This is a genomic window from Streptococcus sp. DD12, assembly GCF_001578885.1.
Taxonomy (GTDB): domain Bacteria; phylum Bacillota; class Bacilli; order Lactobacillales; family Streptococcaceae; genus Streptococcus.
This window is the reverse complement of sequence record NZ_KQ969495.1, coordinates 725,938-746,546: the sequence shown is the minus strand read 5'-3', so window position 1 is coordinate 746,546 and position 20,609 is coordinate 725,938. Positions and strand designations below refer to the sequence as shown.

At 47.0% G+C, this 20,609-nt stretch carries 18 protein-coding genes and 1 pseudogene; 15 read left to right on the top strand and 4 right to left on the bottom strand.

Translation table 11 applies throughout. From position 1 onward, the window contains the following. Positions 1-509 precede the first annotated feature (509 nt). From STRDD12_RS08065 to STRDD12_RS03390, 9 genes are all read left to right on the top strand, one after another. The gene (locus tag STRDD12_RS08065) at positions 510-2,243 is read left to right on the top strand and encodes an SP_1767 family glycosyltransferase (protein ID WP_082753051.1); all 1,734 of its coding nucleotides are present in this window, start codon (positions 510-512) and stop codon (positions 2,241-2,243) included. 29 nt (positions 2,244-2,272) lie between these two features. Continuing rightward, the gene (locus tag STRDD12_RS03425; RefSeq protein ID WP_066915167.1) at positions 2,273-3,019 is read left to right on the top strand and encodes a CPBP family intramembrane glutamic endopeptidase; all 747 of its coding nucleotides are present in this window, start codon (positions 2,273-2,275) and stop codon (positions 3,017-3,019) included. Positions 3,020-3,120: 101 nt separating this feature from the next. Continuing rightward, complete coding sequence (gene nagB / locus STRDD12_RS03420) at positions 3,121-3,837, top strand: glucosamine-6-phosphate deaminase (RefSeq protein WP_066915165.1); 717 nt, start codon at positions 3,121-3,123, stop codon at positions 3,835-3,837. Continuing rightward, a complete protein-coding gene (locus STRDD12_RS03415; RefSeq protein ID WP_066915163.1) occupies positions 3,824-4,543 on the top strand; it encodes a pseudouridine synthase in 720 nt (239 codons plus the stop codon). The genes nagB and STRDD12_RS03415 overlap by 14 nt, the downstream gene beginning before the upstream one ends. A 245-nt stretch (positions 4,544-4,788) precedes the next feature. Continuing rightward, complete coding sequence (locus STRDD12_RS03410) at positions 4,789-6,351, top strand: 2-isopropylmalate synthase (RefSeq protein WP_066915161.1); 1,563 nt, start codon at positions 4,789-4,791, stop codon at positions 6,349-6,351. A 12-nt stretch (positions 6,352-6,363) separates the two neighbouring features. After that, positions 6,364-7,401, top strand: coding sequence for a 3-isopropylmalate dehydrogenase (gene leuB, locus STRDD12_RS03405; protein WP_066915159.1), 1,038 nt, complete (start codon positions 6,364-6,366; stop codon positions 7,399-7,401). A gap of 16 nt (positions 7,402-7,417) precedes the next feature. After that, the gene (leuC, locus tag STRDD12_RS03400) at positions 7,418-8,791 is read left to right on the top strand and encodes a 3-isopropylmalate dehydratase large subunit (RefSeq protein ID WP_066915157.1); all 1,374 of its coding nucleotides are present in this window, start codon (positions 7,418-7,420) and stop codon (positions 8,789-8,791) included. Further along, on the top strand, positions 8,792-9,385 hold the full coding sequence (gene leuD, locus STRDD12_RS03395; RefSeq protein WP_066915155.1) for a 3-isopropylmalate dehydratase small subunit: 594 nt from the start codon (positions 8,792-8,794) through the stop codon (positions 9,383-9,385). It begins immediately after the preceding gene. Between the two features lie 94 nt (positions 9,386-9,479). Continuing rightward, entirely contained in the window at positions 9,480-10,265 is a 786-nt protein-coding gene (locus STRDD12_RS03390; RefSeq protein WP_066915154.1) for an L-threonylcarbamoyladenylate synthase, read from the top strand. 159 nt (positions 10,266-10,424) lie between these two features. Here the strand turns inward: STRDD12_RS03390 and STRDD12_RS03385 are convergent, their stop codons facing one another. The 4 genes from STRDD12_RS03385 to STRDD12_RS03370 all read right to left on the bottom strand — a co-directional run bounded on the left by STRDD12_RS03385 (position 10,425) and on the right by STRDD12_RS03370 (position 12,583). Then, positions 10,425-10,877 carry a universal stress protein gene (locus STRDD12_RS03385; protein WP_066915152.1) on the bottom strand — a complete coding sequence of 151 codons (453 nt, stop codon included), beginning with the start codon at positions 10,875-10,877 and terminating at the stop codon, positions 10,425-10,427. Between the two features lie 62 nt (positions 10,878-10,939). Next, positions 10,940-11,557, bottom strand: coding sequence for a Pr6Pr family membrane protein (locus tag STRDD12_RS03380; RefSeq protein ID WP_066915150.1), 618 nt, complete (start codon positions 11,555-11,557; stop codon positions 10,940-10,942). Beyond that, positions 11,554-11,832 carry a GIY-YIG nuclease family protein gene (locus tag STRDD12_RS03375; RefSeq protein WP_066915148.1) on the bottom strand — a complete coding sequence of 93 codons (279 nt, stop codon included), beginning with the start codon at positions 11,830-11,832 and terminating at the stop codon, positions 11,554-11,556. The genes STRDD12_RS03380 and STRDD12_RS03375 overlap by 4 nt, the downstream gene beginning before the upstream one ends. Beyond that, positions 11,819-12,583 (bottom strand): tRNA1(Val) (adenine(37)-N6)-methyltransferase, encoded by a 765-nt coding sequence (locus STRDD12_RS03370; protein ID WP_066915146.1) that lies wholly within the window; start codon positions 12,581-12,583, stop codon positions 11,819-11,821. Before STRDD12_RS03370 ends, STRDD12_RS03375 begins: the two co-directional genes overlap by 14 nt. 116 nt (positions 12,584-12,699) lie before the next feature. Here STRDD12_RS03370 and STRDD12_RS03365 point away from each other — a divergent pair, with 116 nt between their 5' ends. From STRDD12_RS03365 to uvrB, 6 genes and pseudogenes are all read left to right on the top strand, one after another. Further along, positions 12,700-13,452 carry a lysophospholipid acyltransferase family protein gene (locus tag STRDD12_RS03365; protein ID WP_066915144.1) on the top strand — a complete coding sequence of 251 codons (753 nt, stop codon included), beginning with the start codon at positions 12,700-12,702 and terminating at the stop codon, positions 13,450-13,452. A gap of 97 nt (positions 13,453-13,549) precedes the next feature. After that, positions 13,550-14,059 (top strand): QueT transporter family protein, encoded by a 510-nt coding sequence (locus STRDD12_RS03360; protein ID WP_066916206.1) that lies wholly within the window; start codon positions 13,550-13,552, stop codon positions 14,057-14,059. A 39-nt stretch (positions 14,060-14,098) separates the two neighbouring features. Further along, positions 14,099-16,057: an NAD-dependent DNA ligase LigA gene (ligA, locus tag STRDD12_RS03355; RefSeq protein WP_066915142.1), complete on the top strand. Its 1,959-nt coding sequence runs from the start codon at positions 14,099-14,101 to the stop codon at positions 16,055-16,057. 11 nt (positions 16,058-16,068) lie between these two features. Continuing rightward, complete coding sequence (locus tag STRDD12_RS03350) at positions 16,069-17,109, top strand: diacylglycerol kinase family lipid kinase (protein ID WP_066915140.1); 1,041 nt, start codon at positions 16,069-16,071, stop codon at positions 17,107-17,109. 333 nt (positions 17,110-17,442) lie between these two features. Then, positions 17,443-18,429, top strand: a complete 987-nt coding sequence (locus tag STRDD12_RS03345; protein WP_231853440.1) for a CPBP family intramembrane glutamic endopeptidase — start codon at positions 17,443-17,445, stop codon at positions 18,427-18,429. Positions 18,430-18,516: 87 nt separating this feature from the next. Next, a pseudogene (uvrB, locus tag STRDD12_RS03340) lies at positions 18,517-20,504 on the top strand (excinuclease ABC subunit UvrB). Positions 20,505-20,609 lie beyond the last annotated feature (105 nt).

The following is a 20,609-nucleotide window of genomic DNA, read 5'->3' as shown; positions in this document are numbered from 1 at the left end:
ATGCGAGAAGAAAATAGGAAAACTGTCGCTGGAAGAGGAGTTCCTGGATGATTTTGTCTTTTTCGCGATGCTTTTAAGGCCTGTCCCATTCATTAGCCTTGTATCGTCTGACTAGCTCACAGAAAAACTGCTATTGCTTCGATTCGCTCCATGACCATGGTGAGGGGCGAAAGTTGTCTGTTTCGAGCAAGTGAGAGCATCAGCTCCAGCCAGAAAAAAGCCCTTAAAAAAAGACAGCAAAAAAAACTTAGCAGCTTAAGTCTTTGTTAAGGCAGGTTGGCTATACTATAGTCATCCCAAAACTTTTCTTTTTCATAAATCTCCTGAAAGTCTTCAGCCTTGGTGCTGGAGGTTTTCTTTTTTTTGTGGCGATAAGTGACGGTAAAAGGGCTTGTTTCAGCTTTCTTTTTAGGGTAAAATAAAATGACATATGGCCGTAACCTTTCTGTCATGAAAGGCTAGTGACGAACGGCTGACACCTGGTTAATGAAAATGGTGGGGAGGGAACCATGGCGGAAAAGACAGAGCCTTTGTTTGGCATTCACGTGCGGGACATTGATGAAACCTTAGACTTTATTCAAGCACACGGCTCATCGGTAGTGCGTTTAGGAGATGGGGAGATCAACCTTCTCTCAGGGGATGGGATTGCCTATCAGGACTTTGATCCAAACTTGGCAAAAGAACTCAAAAGTCTCGCTGGACAAGCTTCTACGCAAGACTTGGTGGTCTGTCTACCAGATGTTTTTGAACACCAAGAGCGCTACAATAATGATGTGATCTTTTTTTGGGAGCAACATTTAAAAGGCAAGGGGGACTATTATGCCTCACTTTGTCGCGCACCTTGGTATGGATCAACCTTTATCTCTAGACCATACATGGACTTGGCTGATAAGTCTGTGAGTGCGGGGTATTTTAAGAAGTTAAAACAATTGTGGAAGGGTCGCAAGCTTCTCATCGTTGAAGGTCTTAGTACCCGTTCTGGTATTGGCAATGACCTGTTTGCGGATGCTGCAAGTGTCTGCCGTGTCATCTGCCCACCGAAAAATGCTTATGCCGTTAAGGATGCGATTTTTGAGGCGATAGTTAAACATGGAAAAGACTGCTTGGTGCTCTTGATGTTAGGCCCTACGGCCAAGGTTTTGGTACCAGCTTTGGTAAAAGAAGGCATTCAGGCGATTGACCTTGGGCATATCGACTCAGAGTATGAGTGGTTTAAGCGCCAAGCGACATCAAAAATCAAGTTGCCACATAAGCATACAGCTGAGCACAATTACGATGTTAATATTGCTTTGGCTGAAGATGCCAGCTACGAGAGCCAAATCGTTGCTCGAGTAGGTGTTTCAGACCTATGGGGTCCCTTGGTTTCTGTTATTGTACCAGTCTATAATGCTGAAAAATTCCTTGGAAATTGCGCCAATAGTATCCTCGCTCAAAGTTATAAGAATATTGAACTGATTTTAGTCAATGATGGGTCGACAGATGGCTCGGCCAAGATTTGCGAGGAGCTCAAGGCCACGGATAGACGCGTACGGGTTCACCACAAAACAAATGGTGGGGTTGGTTCTGCTCGCAATGCGGGTTTGGAGCTAGTGCGTGGCGACTATATTCTTTTTGTTGATAATGATGATGCTATCAGTGAAGACCATATTTCAAAACTGTATCGGTTACTCAAAAAGACCGATAGCGATATCGCCATTGGCAATTTTATTACCCTTCTCGATGAGACGGCCAACATGGTTTGGCATATCGGGGCAGATAAGTACTATGAAGAGGTATACAGCCCAGAGCAGTGGTTTGCCTTTCAGTATGAGAGTCAAGATTACATGAGCCAAGTGTTCACAACCCCTTGGGCCAAGCTCTACAAGGCGGAACTCTTTGAGGATGTTCTCTATCCGACAGATGAAAAAGTAGAAGATGATTACACCACCTATCGTGTCTATCTGGCTGCAGACCGTATCGCCTATATGAATGAAGGCATCTATGTTCACCGTAAGCGTCAGGATAGCGTGACCAGCAGTGTCAATCAGGTGCATGTCTTTCCACTTAAGGCCATTGAAGAACGGCTGACCCTCTTGACCATGATGGGAATGGATACCATCATGGAACAAAGAGCTTATCGTTGGCGCTTGGAACTTCATCGGAAGGCCCTCTTAGAGGCCGGCGATATCACCAACTACAAAAAAGTCGTTCAAAAACTTCGTCTTATTGATAAATCACTCCGTCAACGAGGTATTATTGACTAAGCCTTTGCCAAAAAGTAGAAAGAAGGTCCATGCTAGAAAGACATCAGCAACCCCTGCTTAGCATGGGAGTCCTCCTATTAGTGATTAATCTAGGTTTACGCCCTTTGGCAGAATTCTTGCCGGAAATGCTCTATTATGTCCTCAAGTCAGTCTTTTTGGCCCTCGTTTTCTATTTGGGTTTTCACAGGCGCCTGGGCTTAAAGCTCTCTTTTAGACCACGAACAAGCTTTTGGGAACAGCTAAGCGTGTCCTGGCTGCTTGTCGTCTATCTCTTGTTTATCGTTCTTCCACTTTTAGTTATCGGCTTGTCGCATTATCCGCAGGCTATCTGGGACGCTCTCGTCTCAGCTTTAGTGGCTGGATTTTTGGAGGAATACATCTGCCGTGGCCTCTTTCTGCAGATGGCCTTTCAGGCTGGCAACCGCAGTTACCGTCAGGTCATGTGGGCTGTCTTTTTGTCTAGTCTCTTTTTTGGGCTGGCCCATTTGTCCAACAGTTTGATACAACCGATGAGCCATACCCTTTTTCAGGTCTACTATGCCTTTGCTTTGGGAGTTTATTTCTGTGCCCTAGTAATTCGAACGGGGAGTCTTTGGTGGGTTATAGTGCCACATTTTCTGATGGATTTTAGCGTCATCTTAGCGGCAAATGGCAGTAAGGCAAGTGGCGGACCGACCCTTCTTGGTATTATGGTCTGGTTCCTTATTCTGCTTATTGGCCTTTATCTCTTACGGGAGAAAAAGCTAGAGGCGCTTATAAAAGAATTTTTAAGTTGACAGGGAACTGTCGGCTTTTTTTGTAGCTTTTGGTTTGACTTTCAGGAGAAGGAGGTGTACCATATAGGTATAGACCAATTTTGGTATCAAGGAGGTTCATCATGAAAATTGCTATCGTTGCCAATCAAGCAGAAGGTGGTCGTATGGCTTTTTCCCTAATTGAGAAAAAACTGCAGGAGGGCTTGAAAACCTTGGGGTTAGCGACAGGCAGTTCGCCCTTGGCTTTATATGATACTTTAGCCCATTCTGAATTGGATTTTAGTCAGGTGACGACGATTAACTTGGACGAATATGTTGGCCTGTCTGCGGATAATCCGCAATCCTACCATTATTTTATGCAAGAGCACCTCTTTCAGTATAAAACGTTTGCGGCCAATTATTTGCCAGATGGCCAAGCTCAAGATTTAACGCGTGCTGCCCAAGCCTATGACCAGGTGATGACTGAACACCCGATCGATTTGCAACTTTTAGGGATTGGCCGCAATGGCCACATTGGTTTTAATGAACCTGGAACAGCCTTTGATAGCCAGACCCACCTGGTGGATTTGACAGCCTCTACCATTGCTGCGAATAGTCGTTTTTTCACAACTGAAGAAGAGGTCCCTAAACAAGCCATTTCTATGGGGATTGCCTCCATTATGCAGGCCAAGTCCATCATCCTTTTTGCTTATGGTCCTGAAAAGGCCCAAGCCATTAAGCAAATGGTGACCGGCCCTGTGACTGAGGCTATGCCAGCTAGTATTCTGCAAAAACATGCAGATGTGCAATTGATTTTGGATGCATCTGCTGCGAGTGCTTTGCCAAGTGAGACTCGATAAATTACTAGAGTGCCAGGGTGTCGGGTCAAAAAAACGGGCCAAACGGCTCCTTCAAACGGGTCAAGTCAGCATTGATGGCGAAATTGTTCGTCAAGGCAGTCGCAATTGTGATAGTGGCCTTCAGGCTATTCGTATCGCTGGTCAACTTGTTAAAGAACACGCCGAGACTTACTACCTCGTCCATAAACCCATCGGAGTTGTGACTGCTGTTTCAGATAGCCAACACCCGACAGTGATTGATTTGGTTGCGCCTGAGGAACGCCCTGAAGGGCTGTACCCCGTTGGTCGCTTGGACCGTGATACAGCTGGTCTGGTCTTGTTGACGACTAATGGTCCCTTAGGATTTCAGCTTTTGCACCCGCGCTATCATGTGACCAAGACCTATCTGGTCACTGTTAATGGCCCCCTCCTAGCCGATGCTCCCGACTTTTTCGCATCGGGGGTACGCTTTCACGATGGGACGGTCTGTCAGCCAGCCCAGCTAGAGATTCTCTCAAGTCAGCCTTTTTCTAGTCAAGCCCGCGTGACGCTCAAAGAGGGAAAATTTCACCAGGTCAAAAAGATGTTTTTAGCCTATGGGGTGAAGGTCACTGGCCTGACACGGACAGCATTTGCAGGTCTAGTCTTAGAGGACTCCCTGCAGGCAGGGGCCTATCGCCCTTTGACGGCCAGTGAACAAGCGGTTATAAAGACCTTTTTGAAATAATGGTGGGTTTTTGTAAAGAATTTTCAGAAAAATATCGCAAGACCTTGACAAATATCTGAGACAAGTCTAAAATATAGGTAACTTAACACCAAGGAGACAAGCCATGCCAGCTGTAACATCATTTGTTTTGTTGTTGCGACGAGAGGACTAGTGCAAAAGCATTAGTCCTGTTTGGCTTACCAAGCGGGAGAAAAACATCTCGCTTGGTAGCGAGGTGTTTTTATTTTTAGAAAGTGGTAGATACTATGCGTAAGGTTGAATTTCTCGATACGACTCTCCGAGATGGCGAACAAACGCCAGGCGTCAATTTTTCCATCAAGGAAAAGGTTGCCATCGCAAAACAGTTGGAAAAATGGGGGATTTCCGCCATTGAAGCGGGCTTCCCAGCGGCTAGTCCTGATTCTTTTGAGGCTGTCAAGCAAATTGCTGCAACCCTCACTAAGACAGCTGTGACGGGCTTGGCACGTTCAGTCAAATCGGATATTGACGCTTGTTATGAGGCTCTTAAAGATGCCAAATACCCGCAAGTGCATGTTTTCATTGCAACTAGTCCCATCCATCGGGAGTTCAAACTCAAAAAATCCAAGGAAGAAATTCTTGATATCATCACGGAACACGTGTCATACGCACGTTCTAAGTTTGATGTGGTTGAATTTTCACCTGAAGATGCGACGCGTACAGAGCTAGACTACCTGACTCAAGTCGTACAAACAGCAGTGGATGCTGGCGCCACTTATATTAACATCCCCGACACCGTTGGCTTTACGACACCTGAGGAGTTTGGACATATCTTTAAACACCTTCTTGACAATGTAAAGAGCGACCGTGAGATTATCTTTAGCCCTCACTGCCATGATGATTTAGGGATGGCAACGGCAAATACCTTGACAGCGATCAAAAACGGTGCAGGTCGTGTGGAAGGAACAGTTAACGGTATTGGTGAGCGTGCGGGGAATGTCGCTCTGGAAGAAGTAGCCGTGGCTCTCAATATTCGTGAAGATTACTACCAAGCTAGCAGTGATATTGTCCTCAATGAAACCATCAATACCTCTGAATTGATTTCACGTTTTTCAGGTATTCCAGTGCCTAAAAACAAGGCGGTTGTCGGAGGTAATGCCTTCTCGCATGAATCTGGCATTCACCAAGACGGCGTTCTTAAAAATCCGCTCACTTACGAAATTATCACACCAGAGCTGGTCGGTGTTAAACATAACTCTCTGCCATTAGGTAAGTTATCTGGTCGCCACGCCTTTGTCGAAAAACTCAAGGAATTAGCTCTTGACTTTACCGAAGACGATATCAAACCGCTCTTTGCGAAATTTAAAGCTTTGGCAGACAAAAAACATGAAATCACAGATGCAGATGTCCGTGCCTTGGTAGCTGGTGTTGAGATTGAAAATCCAGAAGGCTTCCGCTTTAATGACCTCAAAGTGACGTCAAATGCGGATGACACTACGACAGCAGAAGTCAGCCTCATCAACAACGATGGTGAAGTTGTGGATATTTTAGCTAACGGTCAAGGGTCTGTTGAAGCAATCTTTAATGCCGTGGATAAATTCTTTAACCAGACTGTTAAACTGCTCAGCTACACCATTGATGCCGTAACAGATGGTATCGACTCACAAGCACGGGTCTTGGTGTCTGTCGAAAATGTTGATACTGAAACGATTTTCAATGCTTCTGGTTTGGACTTTGATGTACTCAAAGCCTCAGCAATCGCCTACATCAATGCCAATACTTTGGTACAAAAGGAAAACGCTGGCGAAATCGGCAATCGTATTTCTGAACGCGACGGTATTGACGCTTAGAAAGGTCAGCTCATGACAAAACATATTGTAACCCTGCCAGGTGATGGCATTGGACCTGAAATCATGGCAGCAGGCTTGGACGTCTTAAAAGCAGTCACTGAGGGAACAGATTTCACCTATACCATCACAGAAAAGCCTTTTGGAGGGGCAGGTATAGATGCTAAGGGACATCCGCTACCAGAGGATACGCTAGTGGCTAGCCAAGAAGCGGATGCCATTTTGCTAGCGGCTATTGGTAGCCCACAGTATGACGATGCACCCGTGCGTCCGGAACAAGGGCTTCTGGCGATTCGTAAGGCCCTCAACCTCTACGCTAATATCCGCCCTGTGAAAATATTTGACAGCCTTAAACACCTGTCACCGCTCAAGGAAGACCGCATTGAGGGTGTGGATTTCGTTGTGGTGCGTGAATTGACCGGTGGTATCTATTTTGGGGAACACCTCTTAGAAAAAGATAAGGCCCGTGACCTCAACGACTATAGCCGTGAGGAAATTGCGCGTATTATCCGCAAGGCCTGCCAAATCGCCCAAGGTCGTAAAAAGAAAGTGACCAGTATTGATAAGCAAAATGTTTTGGCAACGTCAAAACTTTGGCGTCAAGTGGCAGATGAAGTGGCTGCAGAATTTCCTGATGTGACCCTAGAACACCAACTGGTGGACTCGGCTGCCATGCTGATGATTACAGACCCTAAACGTTTTGATGTGGTGGTGACGGAAAACCTGTTTGGTGATATCTTATCCGATGAATCGAGTGTCTTACCAGGGACCTTAGGGGTGATGCCTTCAGCCAGTCATTCGGCGGCTGGGCCAAGCCTTTATGAACCCATTCATGGGTCAGCACCGGATATTGCAGGGCAAGGCATCGCAAATCCGGTCAGTATGATTTTGTCTGTTGCTATGATGCTTAGGGAGAGTTTTGGGGAACACGCCTTGGCGCAACAAGTTGAAGATGCGGTGGCTAAGACCTTTAACCAAGGCGTTTTCACCCGAGATTTGGGCGGTAATGCAAGCACAAAAGAAATGACGGCCAAAATTATTGAAAATTTGTAATTAGGTGGAAAGTGCGATGAGTGGAAAGTCGATTTTTGATAAGGTCTGGGAGCGTCATGTTGTCCATGGCCAGCTGGGAGAACCACAACTTATGTATGTTGACCAGCATTACATCCATGAGGTGACAAGTCCGCAGGCTTTTTCTGGCCTAAAGGAGGCTGGACGGCGCTTACGTCGACCAGACTTGACCTTTGGGACCTTTGACCATAATGTGCCAACGGTTAATATTTATGATATTCGAGATGTCATCTCAAAAGCACAGATGGACACCTTGGCGCGCAATGTTTATGAGTTTGGGATTGACCATGCCAGCCACGGCTCCCAAAAACAGGGCATTGTTCATATGGTGGGCCCAGAAACGGGGCGTACGCAACCTGGCAAGTTTATTGTCTGTGGGGATAGCCACACGGCAACTCATGGCGCTTTTGGAGCGATTGCCTTTGGGATTGGGACCTCTGAAGTAGAGCATGTCTTTGCGACCCAATGCCTGTGGCAGGTCAAGCCGAAGAAGCTCTTAGTGCGTTTTGAAGGTCGCCCTCAAAAGGGTGTTTATGCCAAAGACTACATCTTGGCCTTGATAGCCCAGCACGGTGTCGCCTGTGGCGTTGGCCATGCCGTGGAGTACCAAGGGGAAGCCATTGAGGCCCTCAGTATGGAAGAACGCATGACTATCTGCAATATGTCGGTGGAGTTTGGCTCAAAAATGGGGATTATGAACCCAGATCAAACCACCTACGATTACCTTAAGGATAAGGAATGCGTGCCTCAGGCTTTTGAGGCTGCAGTAGCCGATTGGAAAACCTTGGTATCTGACCCAGATGCGCAATATGATAAGGTCATCACGATTGATGTGTCGACTTTAGCGCCTATGGTGACCTGGGGGACCAACCCCTCGATGGGGGTCTCCTTTGATCAACCTTTCCCTGAAATTCGGGATATGAATGATGAGCGGGCCTATAACTACATGGACATGGCCCCAGGCCAGCATGTGGGCGACATTGAGATTGGTTATGTCTTTATTGGTTCTTGCACCAATGCCCGATTGAGTGACCTGATGTTGGCGGCTGAGTTTGTTAAAGGAAAGCAAATTGCAGAGAATCTGACCGCTATTGTCGTACCGGGCAGTCGTCCGGTTAAACAAGCAGCAGAAGCCTTAGGCTTGGATAAAGTCTTTATGGAGGCAGGCTTTGAATGGCGCGACCCAGGTTGTTCCATGTGTCTGGGAATGAACCCGGATAAGGTTCCTGAAGGAGTCCATTGTGCCTCAACCAGTAATCGAAACTTTGAAGACCGGCAGGGATTTGGTGCCAAGACGCATCTGTGTAGCCCAGCGATGGCGGCAGCCGCTGCCATTCATGGCCGTTTTGTCGATGTGAGGGAGTTGGTTTAGATGGAAAAATTCACCGTATACACTGGGACGACGGTTCCCTTGATGAATGATAATATTGATACCGACCAAATCTTGCCCAAGCAATTTCTCAAGTTGATTGATAAAAAGGGCTTTGGCAAATACCTCATGTATGCTTGGCGCTATGCGGATGACAAATACACAGAGAATCCTGATTTTGTCTTTAACCGACCGGAGTACCGCAAGGCCACTGTCTTGATTACCGGTGATAACTTTGGAGCAGGGTCTTCTCGTGAACACGCCGCTTGGGCCTTGGCTGATTACGGTTTCAAGGTGATTGTGGCGGGCTCTTTTGGGGACATTCACTACAACAATGACCTCAACAATGGTATTTTGCCGATTGTGCAGCCCTTAGAAGTTCGACAACAGCTGGCGGCTTTGTCGCCAGAGGACGAGGTGACGGTTGACTTAGAAGCCCAAAAGCTTTATTCACCTGTGGGAGAGTTTTCGTTTGACATTGATGCGGAATGGAAACACAAGCTCCTCAATGGTCTAGACGATATCGGCATTACCATGCAGTATGCCGACCTTATCGATGCTTATGAAAAACAAAGGCCCAGCTATTGGCAGGAGTGAATTGTCTGAAATATTCTGACAATTCAACTTGTCAAAAGAGGCCAAACATGGTACACTAGTAAAGATTAAACCTATAATTAGATGGAGAATGCAAATGACTAAACACATTCAGTGGGATGGCAACTTATCACAAGAAGGCTTTGAAATCATCAAGGGCGAAGGTGGTGTCTTGGTAAGTCCTACCAAAGTGGGCTATATCATCATGACTGCCGATAAAAAAGGTTTGGAACGTAAGTTTGAAGCAAAAGAACGTAACCGTAACAAACCAGGCGTAGTTCTCTGTGGTAGCATGGAAGAATTGCGTGCTTTGGCTCAATTAACACCTGAGATTGATGCTTTTTACCAAAAACATTGGGACGAAGATATTCTTTTGGGTTGTATCTTGCCTTGGCGTGAAGATGCCTATGCGAAGTTAAAAGCCTATGGGGATGGCCGTGAAGAGTTGATGACGGATGTGCGTGGCACTTCATGTTTCGTTATCAAGTTTGGTGTTCCTGGTGAGCAGTTGGCCAAGGCTATGTGGGAAGAAGAAGGCCGTATGGTTTACGCTTCCTCAGCTAACCCATCTGGTAAAGGAAACCGTGGTAAGGTTGAAGGCATCGGTGAACGTATCGACTCTATGGTTGACTTAGTCATCGAAGCAGATGATTATGTGGCTTCTATCCAACCTGACAAGACCATCGAAACACGCTATGAGCAAGGAGTTATGGTCTCTATGGTTGACAAGGACGGAAAACTCATCCCTGAACAAGGGGCTAACAGCCGTTCCATCACACCATGTCCAGTCGTTATCCGTAAAGGTTTAGATATCGACAAAATCATGATGCACTTGTCTGATACTTTCAATTCTTGGGACTATCGTCAAGGTGAATATTACTAAGCTGAAAAGTTCTGGCCCTTGGCCAGAATTTTTTTATGCCATGAACTAATGAAATGAGCAGTCAGTAAGGGGTAAGAAAAAGGCCTCCGTTCTAGAACGGAGGTCTTTTAGCGGATATGAAGCATGCCTAGCTTAGTTGTCAGGCCATTTGCTTCGCTTTTAGAGGGTCTTTTCCTTATCGCGGACGATGAGAATATCAACCTTGGCATGGCGCATGATGTATTCGGACGAAGAACCAATCAAGAGGCGTTCGAAGCCATTGAGACCGGTAGCCCCCAGCATAATCAGGTCGATGCCATATTTATCGGGAATATCCTTGGCCAACAAGGTCTTGGGATTACCAAATTCGATGACACGTTGGACACGGTCTAGACCTTGCTGACGGGCTTGTCTTTCAAAGTTTTCCAATACCCCTTTGGCATCTGTTTCGAGATTTTCGTAGATGTAGGAGTCGAAGGTTGCGACGCTTTGTAAGGAGCGCGTATCAATAACGTGTGCCAGTACCAGTTCTGCACCGTTTCGTTTGGCAACGGCAATTCCTTTTTCAAAAGCAAGCTCGGATTCGTAAGAGCCGTCTACGGCAACCATGATATGTTTGTATTCTTTTGGCATATGTTCGTCCTCCTTTGGTTTTCACCTTTATTGTACTCTTTTGAAAGTGTTTTTGAAAGCGTTTATCGTTTTTTTCCAAAAAATATTTTAATGAAAAGCAACAAATAGCCACTAAAGAGATAACCAAAAAAGATAATCAGCACAAAGGACAGCACCTTTTGAGGGGCAGTGTGGTTGAGGTCGATAAACCAATAGGGAAAAGGACTGGCTTTTGTTCCTGGGACAGGCCATTTAAGCACCAAGCCATTGAACAAGGCAAAGGCAAAATAGGCTAAAGGCACTAATGTCCATACAAAAGGGTCATAAAAACGGTAGCTTTTGGTCCGGTCAAGGATGAGTGTGTCTAAAATGAAGCCAATGGGGACGAGATAATGAACAGAAAGATTTCTTAAGGTCCAAAAATCAGCTGGCTTCACATAAGGGGATAAAAGAAAGTGGTAGACGACAAAGGTAATACCAATAGCCAGAGTTACCAAACCTTTTTGGCGCAACAAGAGCCGGTTGTCGGAGCGCTTTTTGAGGTCTCGCCAGATAAGATAGATAAGAAAGCACCAGACCAACAGGTTGGAGAAGACCGTATAGTATAAGAGCATACCTGGCCCTGATTGGGAAATTTGCAGGTAGAGGCCACAGCTGGCGATAAGGGTTAAGAAAATGCGGTAGTAGCTACGTGGGGTCACGGATTCTCCTTTTCTGATTTGGTGTGTTGGGCAATGTAGGCTAGTTTTTGAGGACGTGTTTTTCGCTTAAAGCTGGCTTCGGCACTCATGGCCTGGGACTTGCTGGCAAAGCTCTCCTGATAAAGCAGGCGAACAGGCAGACGAGACCGAGTGTATTTGGCCCCTTTTCCCCTGTTATGAGTTGCTAGGCGTTTTTGCACATCGGTCGTGTAGCCGGTATAGAGCGTCCCGTCAGCACAGCCTAAGACATACATAAAGGCTTTAGGATTTGCCATAGTAAATCTCCTGGATTTCAGGGGTGTAGTCTCCTGAATCTTGATGGACAATGAGCGGAGGCAAGACGGTGAAGCCTTGTTCAGACCCATCTTTGATGGCTTCGATGAGGAGCATATTGGCATTCTTATGACTTTTTGGGTAAACAAATTGCAAGCGTTTTGGCGCTAGCCCGTTGGCTTTTAAGGTATCTAATATCTCTAAAAAACGGTCAGGTCGGTGGACCAGAGCCAGTCGACCATTGGACTTGAGGGCATGGCGAGCGACCTGACAAATACTTGCCAAATCGGTGGTTATCTCGTGGCGGGCAAGGAGGTAGTGCTCGGACAGGTTTTTGTGCGACTGCTCGCTGGCTTTAAAATAGGGGGGATTGCAGAGAATCAAATCAACCTGTGAGCGAGGGACGTGGGCCAATAGGTTTTTGAGGTCATCTTGGACGACGGTCACTTGATCTGTGAGGGCATTGAGTTCTACGGAACGCTGCGCCATGTCAGCCAGTCGTTCTTGGAGTTCCACACTGACAATCTGGGCCTGTGTCTGGGTGCTGGCAAAGAGTCCGACAGCACCATTACCAGCGCAGAGATCGACAATAAGCCCGCGCTTGGGGAGTTTGGGAAAGCGGGATAAAAGCACGGAGTCGATAGAATAAGAAAAGACCTCCCGGTTTTGGATAATCTTAACATCTGTTGAAAATAGTTGGTCCACTCGTTCGCCATCTCGTAGAGGCTGTGGCTGTCTTGTTGGCTGTGTCACCTGAGTTCTCCTTTGTCTAGTTCCCCTATTATACCAAATTTTGTGCCAGCCTCTAACTTTTCATTTTTTCTTTAGCATGTTATAATTATGGCACACTAAAAAAAGGAGATTTGCGTGTGTTTTACGCTTATTTACAATATTTTGCGACCTTCTTGCTCTATTGTGTCAATGGGAATGCCCACTATCATAATCGAAAGCGCCTGCCTGACTTAGATGAAAATGTTATCTTGGTCGCTCCGCACCGAACTTGGTGGGATCCTGTTTACCTAGCCTTTTCAACTAAGCCACGGAAGTATGTCTACATGGCTAAGCAAGAGTTGTTTAAAAATCGGGCCCTTGGTTGGTTTATCAAGATGTGCGGTGCCTTTCCCATTAACCGCCAAAATCCTGGTCAAGAAGCCATCAAGTACCCTGTCAAGATGCTCAAAAAGAGTCAGCGCTCATTGATTATGTTTCCGAGTGGTAGCCGTCATGCGAGTGACGTGAAGGGGGGCGTTGCTGTCATCGCCAAAATGGCCAAGGTGAGAATTGTACCTGCGGTTTACGGGGGACCACGCGATTTTTCAAGCTTTATCAAGGGTGCACGCGTGGATATGAACTACGGAGAACCGATCGATATTTCTGACATCAAGCGCATGAATGACCAAGGCATCGAAGAAGTGTCACGTCGTTTGCAAGAAGCCTTTGACCAGTTGGACGCGGAAAATGAAAGCTTGACCCAGGCCACTAAGTTTCGACCTCTTTGGTGGCTCCTCCGGATTCCTCTGGGGATTTTAGCTATTTTACTGACCTTATTAACGGTGGCTTTCGCTTTTCTAGCGAGCTTTGTCTGGGATCCAGATAAACACCGGGAAAATGAATTACAATAAGCTGCGGATAGAGAGTGGGATAGGAAAAGCTTGGAGCCTTTGGGCTACGCTTGTCTTGTCCGACTCCCTTTTCGCTGTATAAAGGAGAAAAATGACAATGACTTTACGTGTAAAAGATATGGCACAAATTGCTCTGGTGGCAGCCCTCTATGTGGTTTTAACCTTGACGCCACCGCTAAATGCTTTGAGTTATGGGGCTATCCAGTTTCGTCTAGCAGAAATGCTTTACTTCCTCGTTTTTTATAACCGCAAATACCTCTATGCGGTCACTTTGGGCTGTGTTCTGGCCAATATCCCCTCAAGCTTGGGCCCCATCGATATGGTCGTTGGCGGGCTATCGACCTTTGTTTTTGTCGGTTTGGGCGTTTGGCTCTTTAAAGGTTTTACCAAGGAGCGTATTTTTGGTGGGCTCTTAAATAAAGGTTTCTTCTTTTTTGCCCTCTTTTTTGCCAGCTCCATGGTGACAATCGCCGCGGAATTGCATATTATTTTGAAACTTCCCTTTTTCATGACATGGGTGACGGTTGCCCTGGGCGAACTGCTTTCCTTGCTCATCGGCGCTATCTTGTTTGAGCAGATTGGGCGTCGTATCGATCTGACTCAGTAAAAGGCGCCAGCCTCTTTAAAATTGTGGTAAAATAAAAACATGACACAAACGATGAGAGAATTGGTTGACTTGCTCAACCGGTATGCTAATGCCTATTATACAGAGGATGCGCCACTGGTTACGGATGCCGAGTACGATGCCTTGTATCGGCAATTACAAGAACTTGAAAAGGCCCATCCTGAGGCTGTTTTAGCGGATAGCCCAACCCACCGAGTGGGTGGGCTTGTTTTAGATGGCTTTGAAAAATACCAGCACAACTACCGCCTCTACAGTCTGCAGGATGCCTTTTCTAAAGAGGAACTTGAACAATTTGACCAGAGGGTTAAAGCTGTCTACCCAGATGCCCGATATGTCGCCGAACTCAAAATTGATGGCTTATCTGTTTCATTGACGTATGAGGCCGGAGAGCTGGTAGTCGGCGCGACACGAGGGGATGGTTTTGTCGGGGAAAATATCACGGAAAACCTTAAGCGCGTGAAAGATATTCCTCTGCGTCTCAAGGAAGCTGTCTCGGTGACTGTGCGAGGGGAGTGCTATATGCCTCGAGCGAGTTTTCAAGCCCTCAATGCGCAACGACAGGCGGCCGGTGAGGCTGAGTTTGCCAACCCTCGAAATGCTGCGGCGGGGACCTTGCGCCAATTGGACACTGGAGTCGTGGCTAAGCGTCAATTAGCGACTTTTCTCTATCAGCTTGCCCAACCGACAGAAGACGAGAGTCAGACGGCTGTTCTGGAACATTTGCAAGAACTCGGTTTTTCGGTCAATCCAGACCGCTTGGTCACAGCTAGTATGACGGCTATTTGGGACTTTATCCAGCAAGTGCAAACCAAGCGAGACCAGTTGCCTTATGATATTGATGGCGTTGTCATCAAGGTCGACAACCTCGAGCAACAAGAAGAAATTGGCTACACGGTTAAGGTACCTCGCTGGGCAATTGCCTACAAGTTTCCTGCAGAAGAAAAAGAAACCCAACTCTTGTCTGTGGACTGGCAGGTGGGACGAACAGGCGTTGTGACGCCGACAGCCAATCTGAGTCCGGTTAACCTGGCGGGGACACGGGTCAGTCGAGCAACCTTGCATAACGTCGATTATATACAGGATAAGGATATCCGTATTGGTGATACGGTCATTGTTTATAAGGCAGGCGATATTATTCCGGCGGTTTTGCGCGTGGTCATGAGAGACCGTAAGGCGCAGCAAGCCATGGCAGTACCTGACGTTTGTCCGTCTTGTGGGAAGGTTTTGGAGCATTACGAGGATGAAGTGGCCTTGCGCTGTATTAATCCCATGTGCCCTGCCCAACTCAAGGAACGGCTGATTCATTTTGCCAGTCGAGATGCCATGAATATCGTTGGACTGGGCCCATCTGTCATTGAGAAATTGTTTGCCGCTCAGCTGGTGTCGGATGTGGCTGACCTCTACCAACTAACGACCACCGACTTTTTGGCCTTAGAGGGAATCAAGGAAAAGTCTGCGCAAAAATTGGTGTCAGCTATTGCGGATTCAAAGGCCAATTCTGCTGATAAGCTCTTGTTTGGTCTTGGCATTCGCCATGTCGGTGGCAAGGTCAGTCAACTGCTCTTGGAAAAATTTCATTCGCTCCCTGCCTTGATGACGGCTCCTAGAGAAGAAATGGCAGCCATTGACGGGCTAGGAGAGGTTGTCGCTAACAGCATCAGCAGTTATTTCTCACGACAAGAATCCAAGGACCTGCTTCATCAGTTAGAGGCCGTTGGTGTCAATTTAACCTATCAGGGCATTGTCCTAGCTGAGCAAGCTGTTTTAGCTGGACAAACTATCGTTCTAACAGGGAAATTGGAACGCCTGACCAGAAAAGCGGCTAAGGAAAAATTAGAAAGTCTCGGTGCCAAGGTAACGGGTTCTGTCTCTCAAAAGACGAGCCTGGTGGTGGCCGGTGCCGATGCTGGCAGCAAGCTGGCTAAGGCGCAAAGTTTGGGTATTCCAGTTGAAGATGAAGCCTGGCTGGAAAACTTGTAAAGGAGGAGCTTATGTACCAAAAACGGGCCCGGTTGATTTATAATCCAACCTCTGGCCAAGAAGTCATGAAAAAGAATGTGGCGGAAGTCTTGCATATCATTGAAGGCTTTGGTTATGAGACATCGGCTTTTCAGACGACCCCTGAAGCGGATTCAGCTAAAAAAGAGGCCAGACGCGCAGCCTTGGCGGGCTTTGATTTGGTTGTGGCTGCTGGTGGTGATGGCACCATCAACGAGGTGGTCAATGGAATTGCTCCCCTTAAGCGCCGTCCTTTGATGGCTATTATCCCAACCGGGACAACCAATGATTTTGCCCGAGCTTTGAAAATCCCAAGAGGGAACCCCATCGAGGCGGCCAAGGTGATTGGTAAGCGCCAAATGGTTCAGATGGATATTGGCCTAGCAGGCCAAGACCAATATTTTATGAATATTGCGGCGGCAGGGACGCTGACAGAGCTTACTTACAGTGTGCCTAGTCAGTTGAAAACCAGCTTGGGGTATTTAGCCTATTTGGCCAAGGGGGCGGAACTCTTACCGCAGATTCGCAAGGTGCCTGTCCGCATTACGCATGATGATGGCACTTTTGAAGGGCATGTCTCGATGATTTTCGCTGCCTTGACCAATTCGGTGGGAGGCTTTGAGCAGATTGCGCCTGATGCCAAGTTAGATGATGGCTTGTTTACCTTGATTTTGGTTAAAACGGCTAATCTTTTTGACATGCTGGGCCTTATTCGGATGGCCTTAAACGGTCGGCATATTGGCGACAAAAATATTGAGTATATCAAGACCAGTCAATTGACCATCACGCCATTAGGCACGCATTCCAAACGGATGATGATTAATCTGGATGGGGAATACGGTGGCGATGCCCCCATGACCTTAACCAACCTGCAAAACCATTTGACCTTCTTTGCTGATGCGGATAATATCGCTGATGATGCCATTAGCATTGACCTAAAAGATACGGAAATGTTAGCCCTAGAAGCCATTGCCGAGAAGTTCTCTCAAGAGGTGGACCGTGTGGAAAAAGAACACGAAGAACACCATAAATGATGTCCGGTCCTCGACCAAACTGAGGGTGAAGCTTAAGACGTCACTTAGAATCAAAGTACCTGAACGCTTGAACGGCTTCTGTTTCAAGCGTTTTTTCATGCCAAGAAGTCTTTGTCCTCGACCAAGAGGGCTAAGTTTTTAGCCGAACTCTGTAGAATCTAGGAAGCAAATTAGTTCGTCTAGGTTTTGGGTCCGCTCCTTAACCAGACTTTTTTGGGAAAGGTTGCAACCTGACCAAAGGTTAGGAAGGCTCTCCTGAGGGGCTTGCTGACGCTGCTAAAATGGGATAAAATAAAGAAAAAAGGAGTCTGTTCTCATGACAAGGAGGTTTTGATGATGTCACAACATCCAATGCTGAGGGATGCGCGCTTGTCACGCTTCCCCCTGCCTGTTTGGCTAGCGGTCCCCCTGGCCTGGACCGTTACCTGGGTGGGTAGTTTTACGATTTTTCCGCTCTTAAGGCTTGTGTCTGTAGGGGCCGGTCTCTTGCTATCTGGGCAAAGTAACCTGTCGGTTCAGGAACTTGTCGGGCATTACCTTTTGTTTATCCAGCTAGCTAGCTTTGCAGGCATTATGGCCTTGGTCTTTGCTTGGGTGCGTTTGGTGGAAAAAAGGCCCCTGGTGACCTTGGGCTTTTATGGCAAGAAGTGGCTATCATCTTTGGCCTTAGGCTGTGCTATCGGTTTTCTCCAGTTTGCTCTTGTTGTGGGTCTTTTAGTTCTCACTGGGCAAATCAGCCTTTCGCTCAACTATCTCAGTGGCGATGCGCTTGCTTTTATCTTGGCCATAGCCCCCTTTTGGCTTTTACAAGGAACCACTGAGGAGTTGGTTGTGCGCGGCTGGCTTTTACCAACCTTGGCGACAAAGGTTAGCCTGGTCTGGGCAATCTTTATATCAAGTGCTCTCTTTGGCGCCATGCACCTCCTCAATGCAGGGGTCACCGTCTTGTCAGTGACCAATATCCTACTTGACGGTATCTTTTGCGCCTTATTACTGCTTTACGGTGGTAACCTTTGGTTGGTGGGGGGCCTGCATGGTGCCTGGAATTTTGTTCAGGGAAATATTTTTGGGAGCCTGGTTTCAGGCACACCAGCAGATGCTTCTGTTTGGACTTGGCAACCGGTAGGAAACTTGGCTTGGCTAACAGGTGCTAGCTTCGGCGCTGAAGGCTCTCTCTTGACCAGCCTAGTCTTACTGGCTTCTATTTTGGTTTTGGTCTATCTCTTTTGGAAAAAGAGCGATTGGAGCTGGCAGGATTTTTGGCAAAGACCACCTAAAACACCTTTCCAAAGCGCCAAAACAGGCAAATCTATTGACTAAAAATAGTTTATCACCTATAATGGTGACATCATATTTCTGAAATCCCTCTCGCTGTGAGAGTGGATTTTTTGTGAAAGGAGCACAACCGTGATTCAAAGACAAGACCACAATACCTTTGAACTGGTCTCAAAATACCAGCCATCAGGAGACCAGCCACAGGCTATTGAACAGCTCGTCGACAATATTGAGGGAGGCGAAAAAGCGCAAATCCTCATGGGAGCGACGGGGACAGGAAAAACTTTTACCATGAGTCAAGTGATTGCCCAGGTCAATAAGCCCACGCTGGTCATTGCCCATAATAAAACCTTGGCTGGCCAACTTTACGGGGAATTTAAAGAATTTTTCCCCAATAATGCGGTTGAGTATTTCGTCTCCTACTATGATTTCTACCAACCAGAGGCCTATGTTCCCTCTAGTGACACCTATATCGAAAAGGACAGTGCGGTCAATGACGAGATTGATTACTTGCGCCATTCAGCTACGGCAGCTCTCTTAGAACGCAATGATGTGATTGTGGTGGCTTCGGTGTCATCCATCTTCGGTTTGGGGGACCCACGCAACTATCGGGACAATGTCGTCAGCCTACGTCCAGGAATGGAGTTGTCCAGAGATGCCTTGCTCAATCGTCTGGTAGATATTCAATTTGATCGCAATGACATTGACTTTCAACGGGGGAAATTTCGCGTCCGTGGAGATGTGGTAGAGATCTTTCCAGCCTCTCGCAATGACAATGCTTTTCGCATCGAGTTTTTCGGAGATGAGATTGATCGCATTCGTGAAATCAACCCCTTAACAGGAAAAGTTGTTGCGGACATGAAACATATTGCCATTTTCCCAGCCACTCACTTTGTCACCCAGGAAGAACGCCTCGATGATGCCATTGCCCAAATCGCTCAGGATATGGAAAAACAGGTTGCTCTCTTTGAAAAGGAAGGAAAACTCATCGAAGCCCAACGTATCCGTCAGCGTACCGAGTATGATATCGAGATGCTGCGGGAGATGGGTTATACCAATGGGGTAGAAAATTATTCCCGTTACATGGATGGGCGGGAGGAGGGGGAACCCCCTTACACCCTGCTGGATTTCTTTCCAGATGATTTTCTTATCATGATTGATGAATCGCACATCACCATGGGACAGATTAAAGGCATGTATAATGGTGACCGAGCCCGCAAGGAGATGTTGGTAAATTATGGTTTTCGCCTGCCGTCTGCCTTGGACAATCGCCCCTTGCGACGGGAGGAGTTTGAAGGCCATGTTAATCAAATTGTCTATGTGTCAGCGACCCCTGGAGATTATGAGATGGCCCAGACAGATACGGTCATTGAACAAATCATTCGACCGACAGGGCTGTTGGATCCTGAGGTGGAAGTGCGCCCTACGATGGGACAGATGGATGATTTGTTGGGTGAAATCAATGAGCGTGTGGCCAAAAACGAACGGGTCTTTGTGACCACCTTGACCAAGAAAATGGCGGAAGACTTGACCGATTATTTCAAGGAAATGGGTGTTAAGGTCAAGTACATGCACTCGGACATTAAGACCTTGGAACGAACGGAAATCATCCGTGACCTGCGTCTGGGTGTCTTTGATGTGCTGGTCGGTATCAACCTCTTGCGTGAAGGGATTGATGTTCCAGAGGTGAGTTTGGTCGCTATTTTGGATGCTGACAAGGAAGGCTTTCTGCGTAATGAACGGGGCTTGATTCAGACCATTGGTCGGGCAGCGCGTAATAGCGAGGGCCATGTCATCATGTATGCAGATAAGATAACCGAATCCATGCAGAAGGCCATGGATGAAACCGCCCGCCGTCGGGAACTGCAGATGGCCTATAATAGAGAACACGGCATTACGCCACAAACCATTAAAAAGAAATCCGTGATTTGATTTCTGCAACAACAGTTGAAGAAGGTCAAGTAGCCGAGGAAATTGATGTCTCAACCTTGACGAAAAAAGACCGTCAGGCAACGGTCAAAAAATTGCAAAAGCAAATGCTGGAAGCCTCAGACCGCTTGGACTTTGAACTGGCGGCCCAATTGCGGGATATGATGATGGAAATCAAGGCCCTAGACTAAGGGGAGACTCCTGTAAGTAAGGTCACTTTTTGGCTGTTGACAGCCAGCCAGCCCCGAAAAGATGTCAATTTTTCGATAATATGACAATAATAACGGACGCAAACA

What these genes read in the sequence shown, in the direction of transcription:
- leuC (WP_066915157.1), top strand. Translation starts at nt 7,418, where the DNA reads ATGAGTGGAAAGTCGATTTTTGATAAGGTCTGGGAGCGTCATGTTGTC.
- STRDD12_RS08065 (WP_082753051.1), top strand. Translation starts at nt 510, where the DNA reads ATGGCGGAAAAGACAGAGCCTTTGTTTGGCATTCACGTGCGGGACATT.
- leuD (WP_066915155.1), top strand. Translation starts at nt 8,792, where the DNA reads ATGGAAAAATTCACCGTATACACTGGGACGACGGTTCCCTTGATGAAT.
- STRDD12_RS03360 (WP_066916206.1), top strand. Translation starts at nt 13,550, where the DNA reads ATGACTTTACGTGTAAAAGATATGGCACAAATTGCTCTGGTGGCAGCC.
- ligA (WP_066915142.1), top strand. Translation starts at nt 14,099, where the DNA reads ATGACACAAACGATGAGAGAATTGGTTGACTTGCTCAACCGGTATGCT.
- STRDD12_RS03390 (WP_066915154.1), top strand. Translation starts at nt 9,480, where the DNA reads ATGACTAAACACATTCAGTGGGATGGCAACTTATCACAAGAAGGCTTT.
- nagB (WP_066915165.1), top strand. Translation starts at nt 3,121, where the DNA reads ATGAAAATTGCTATCGTTGCCAATCAAGCAGAAGGTGGTCGTATGGCT.
- STRDD12_RS03350 (WP_066915140.1), top strand. Translation starts at nt 16,069, where the DNA reads ATGTACCAAAAACGGGCCCGGTTGATTTATAATCCAACCTCTGGCCAA.
- STRDD12_RS03410 (WP_066915161.1), top strand. Translation starts at nt 4,789, where the DNA reads ATGCGTAAGGTTGAATTTCTCGATACGACTCTCCGAGATGGCGAACAA.
- STRDD12_RS03425 (WP_066915167.1), top strand. Translation starts at nt 2,273, where the DNA reads ATGCTAGAAAGACATCAGCAACCCCTGCTTAGCATGGGAGTCCTCCTA.
- STRDD12_RS03375 (WP_066915148.1), bottom strand. Translation starts at nt 11,832, where the DNA reads ATGGCAAATCCTAAAGCCTTTATGTATGTCTTAGGCTGTGCTGACGGG.
- STRDD12_RS03385 (WP_066915152.1), bottom strand. Translation starts at nt 10,877, where the DNA reads ATGCCAAAAGAATACAAACATATCATGGTTGCCGTAGACGGCTCTTAC.
- STRDD12_RS03345 (WP_231853440.1), top strand. Translation starts at nt 17,443, where the DNA reads ATGATGTCACAACATCCAATGCTGAGGGATGCGCGCTTGTCACGCTTC.
- leuB (WP_066915159.1), top strand. Translation starts at nt 6,364, where the DNA reads ATGACAAAACATATTGTAACCCTGCCAGGTGATGGCATTGGACCTGAA.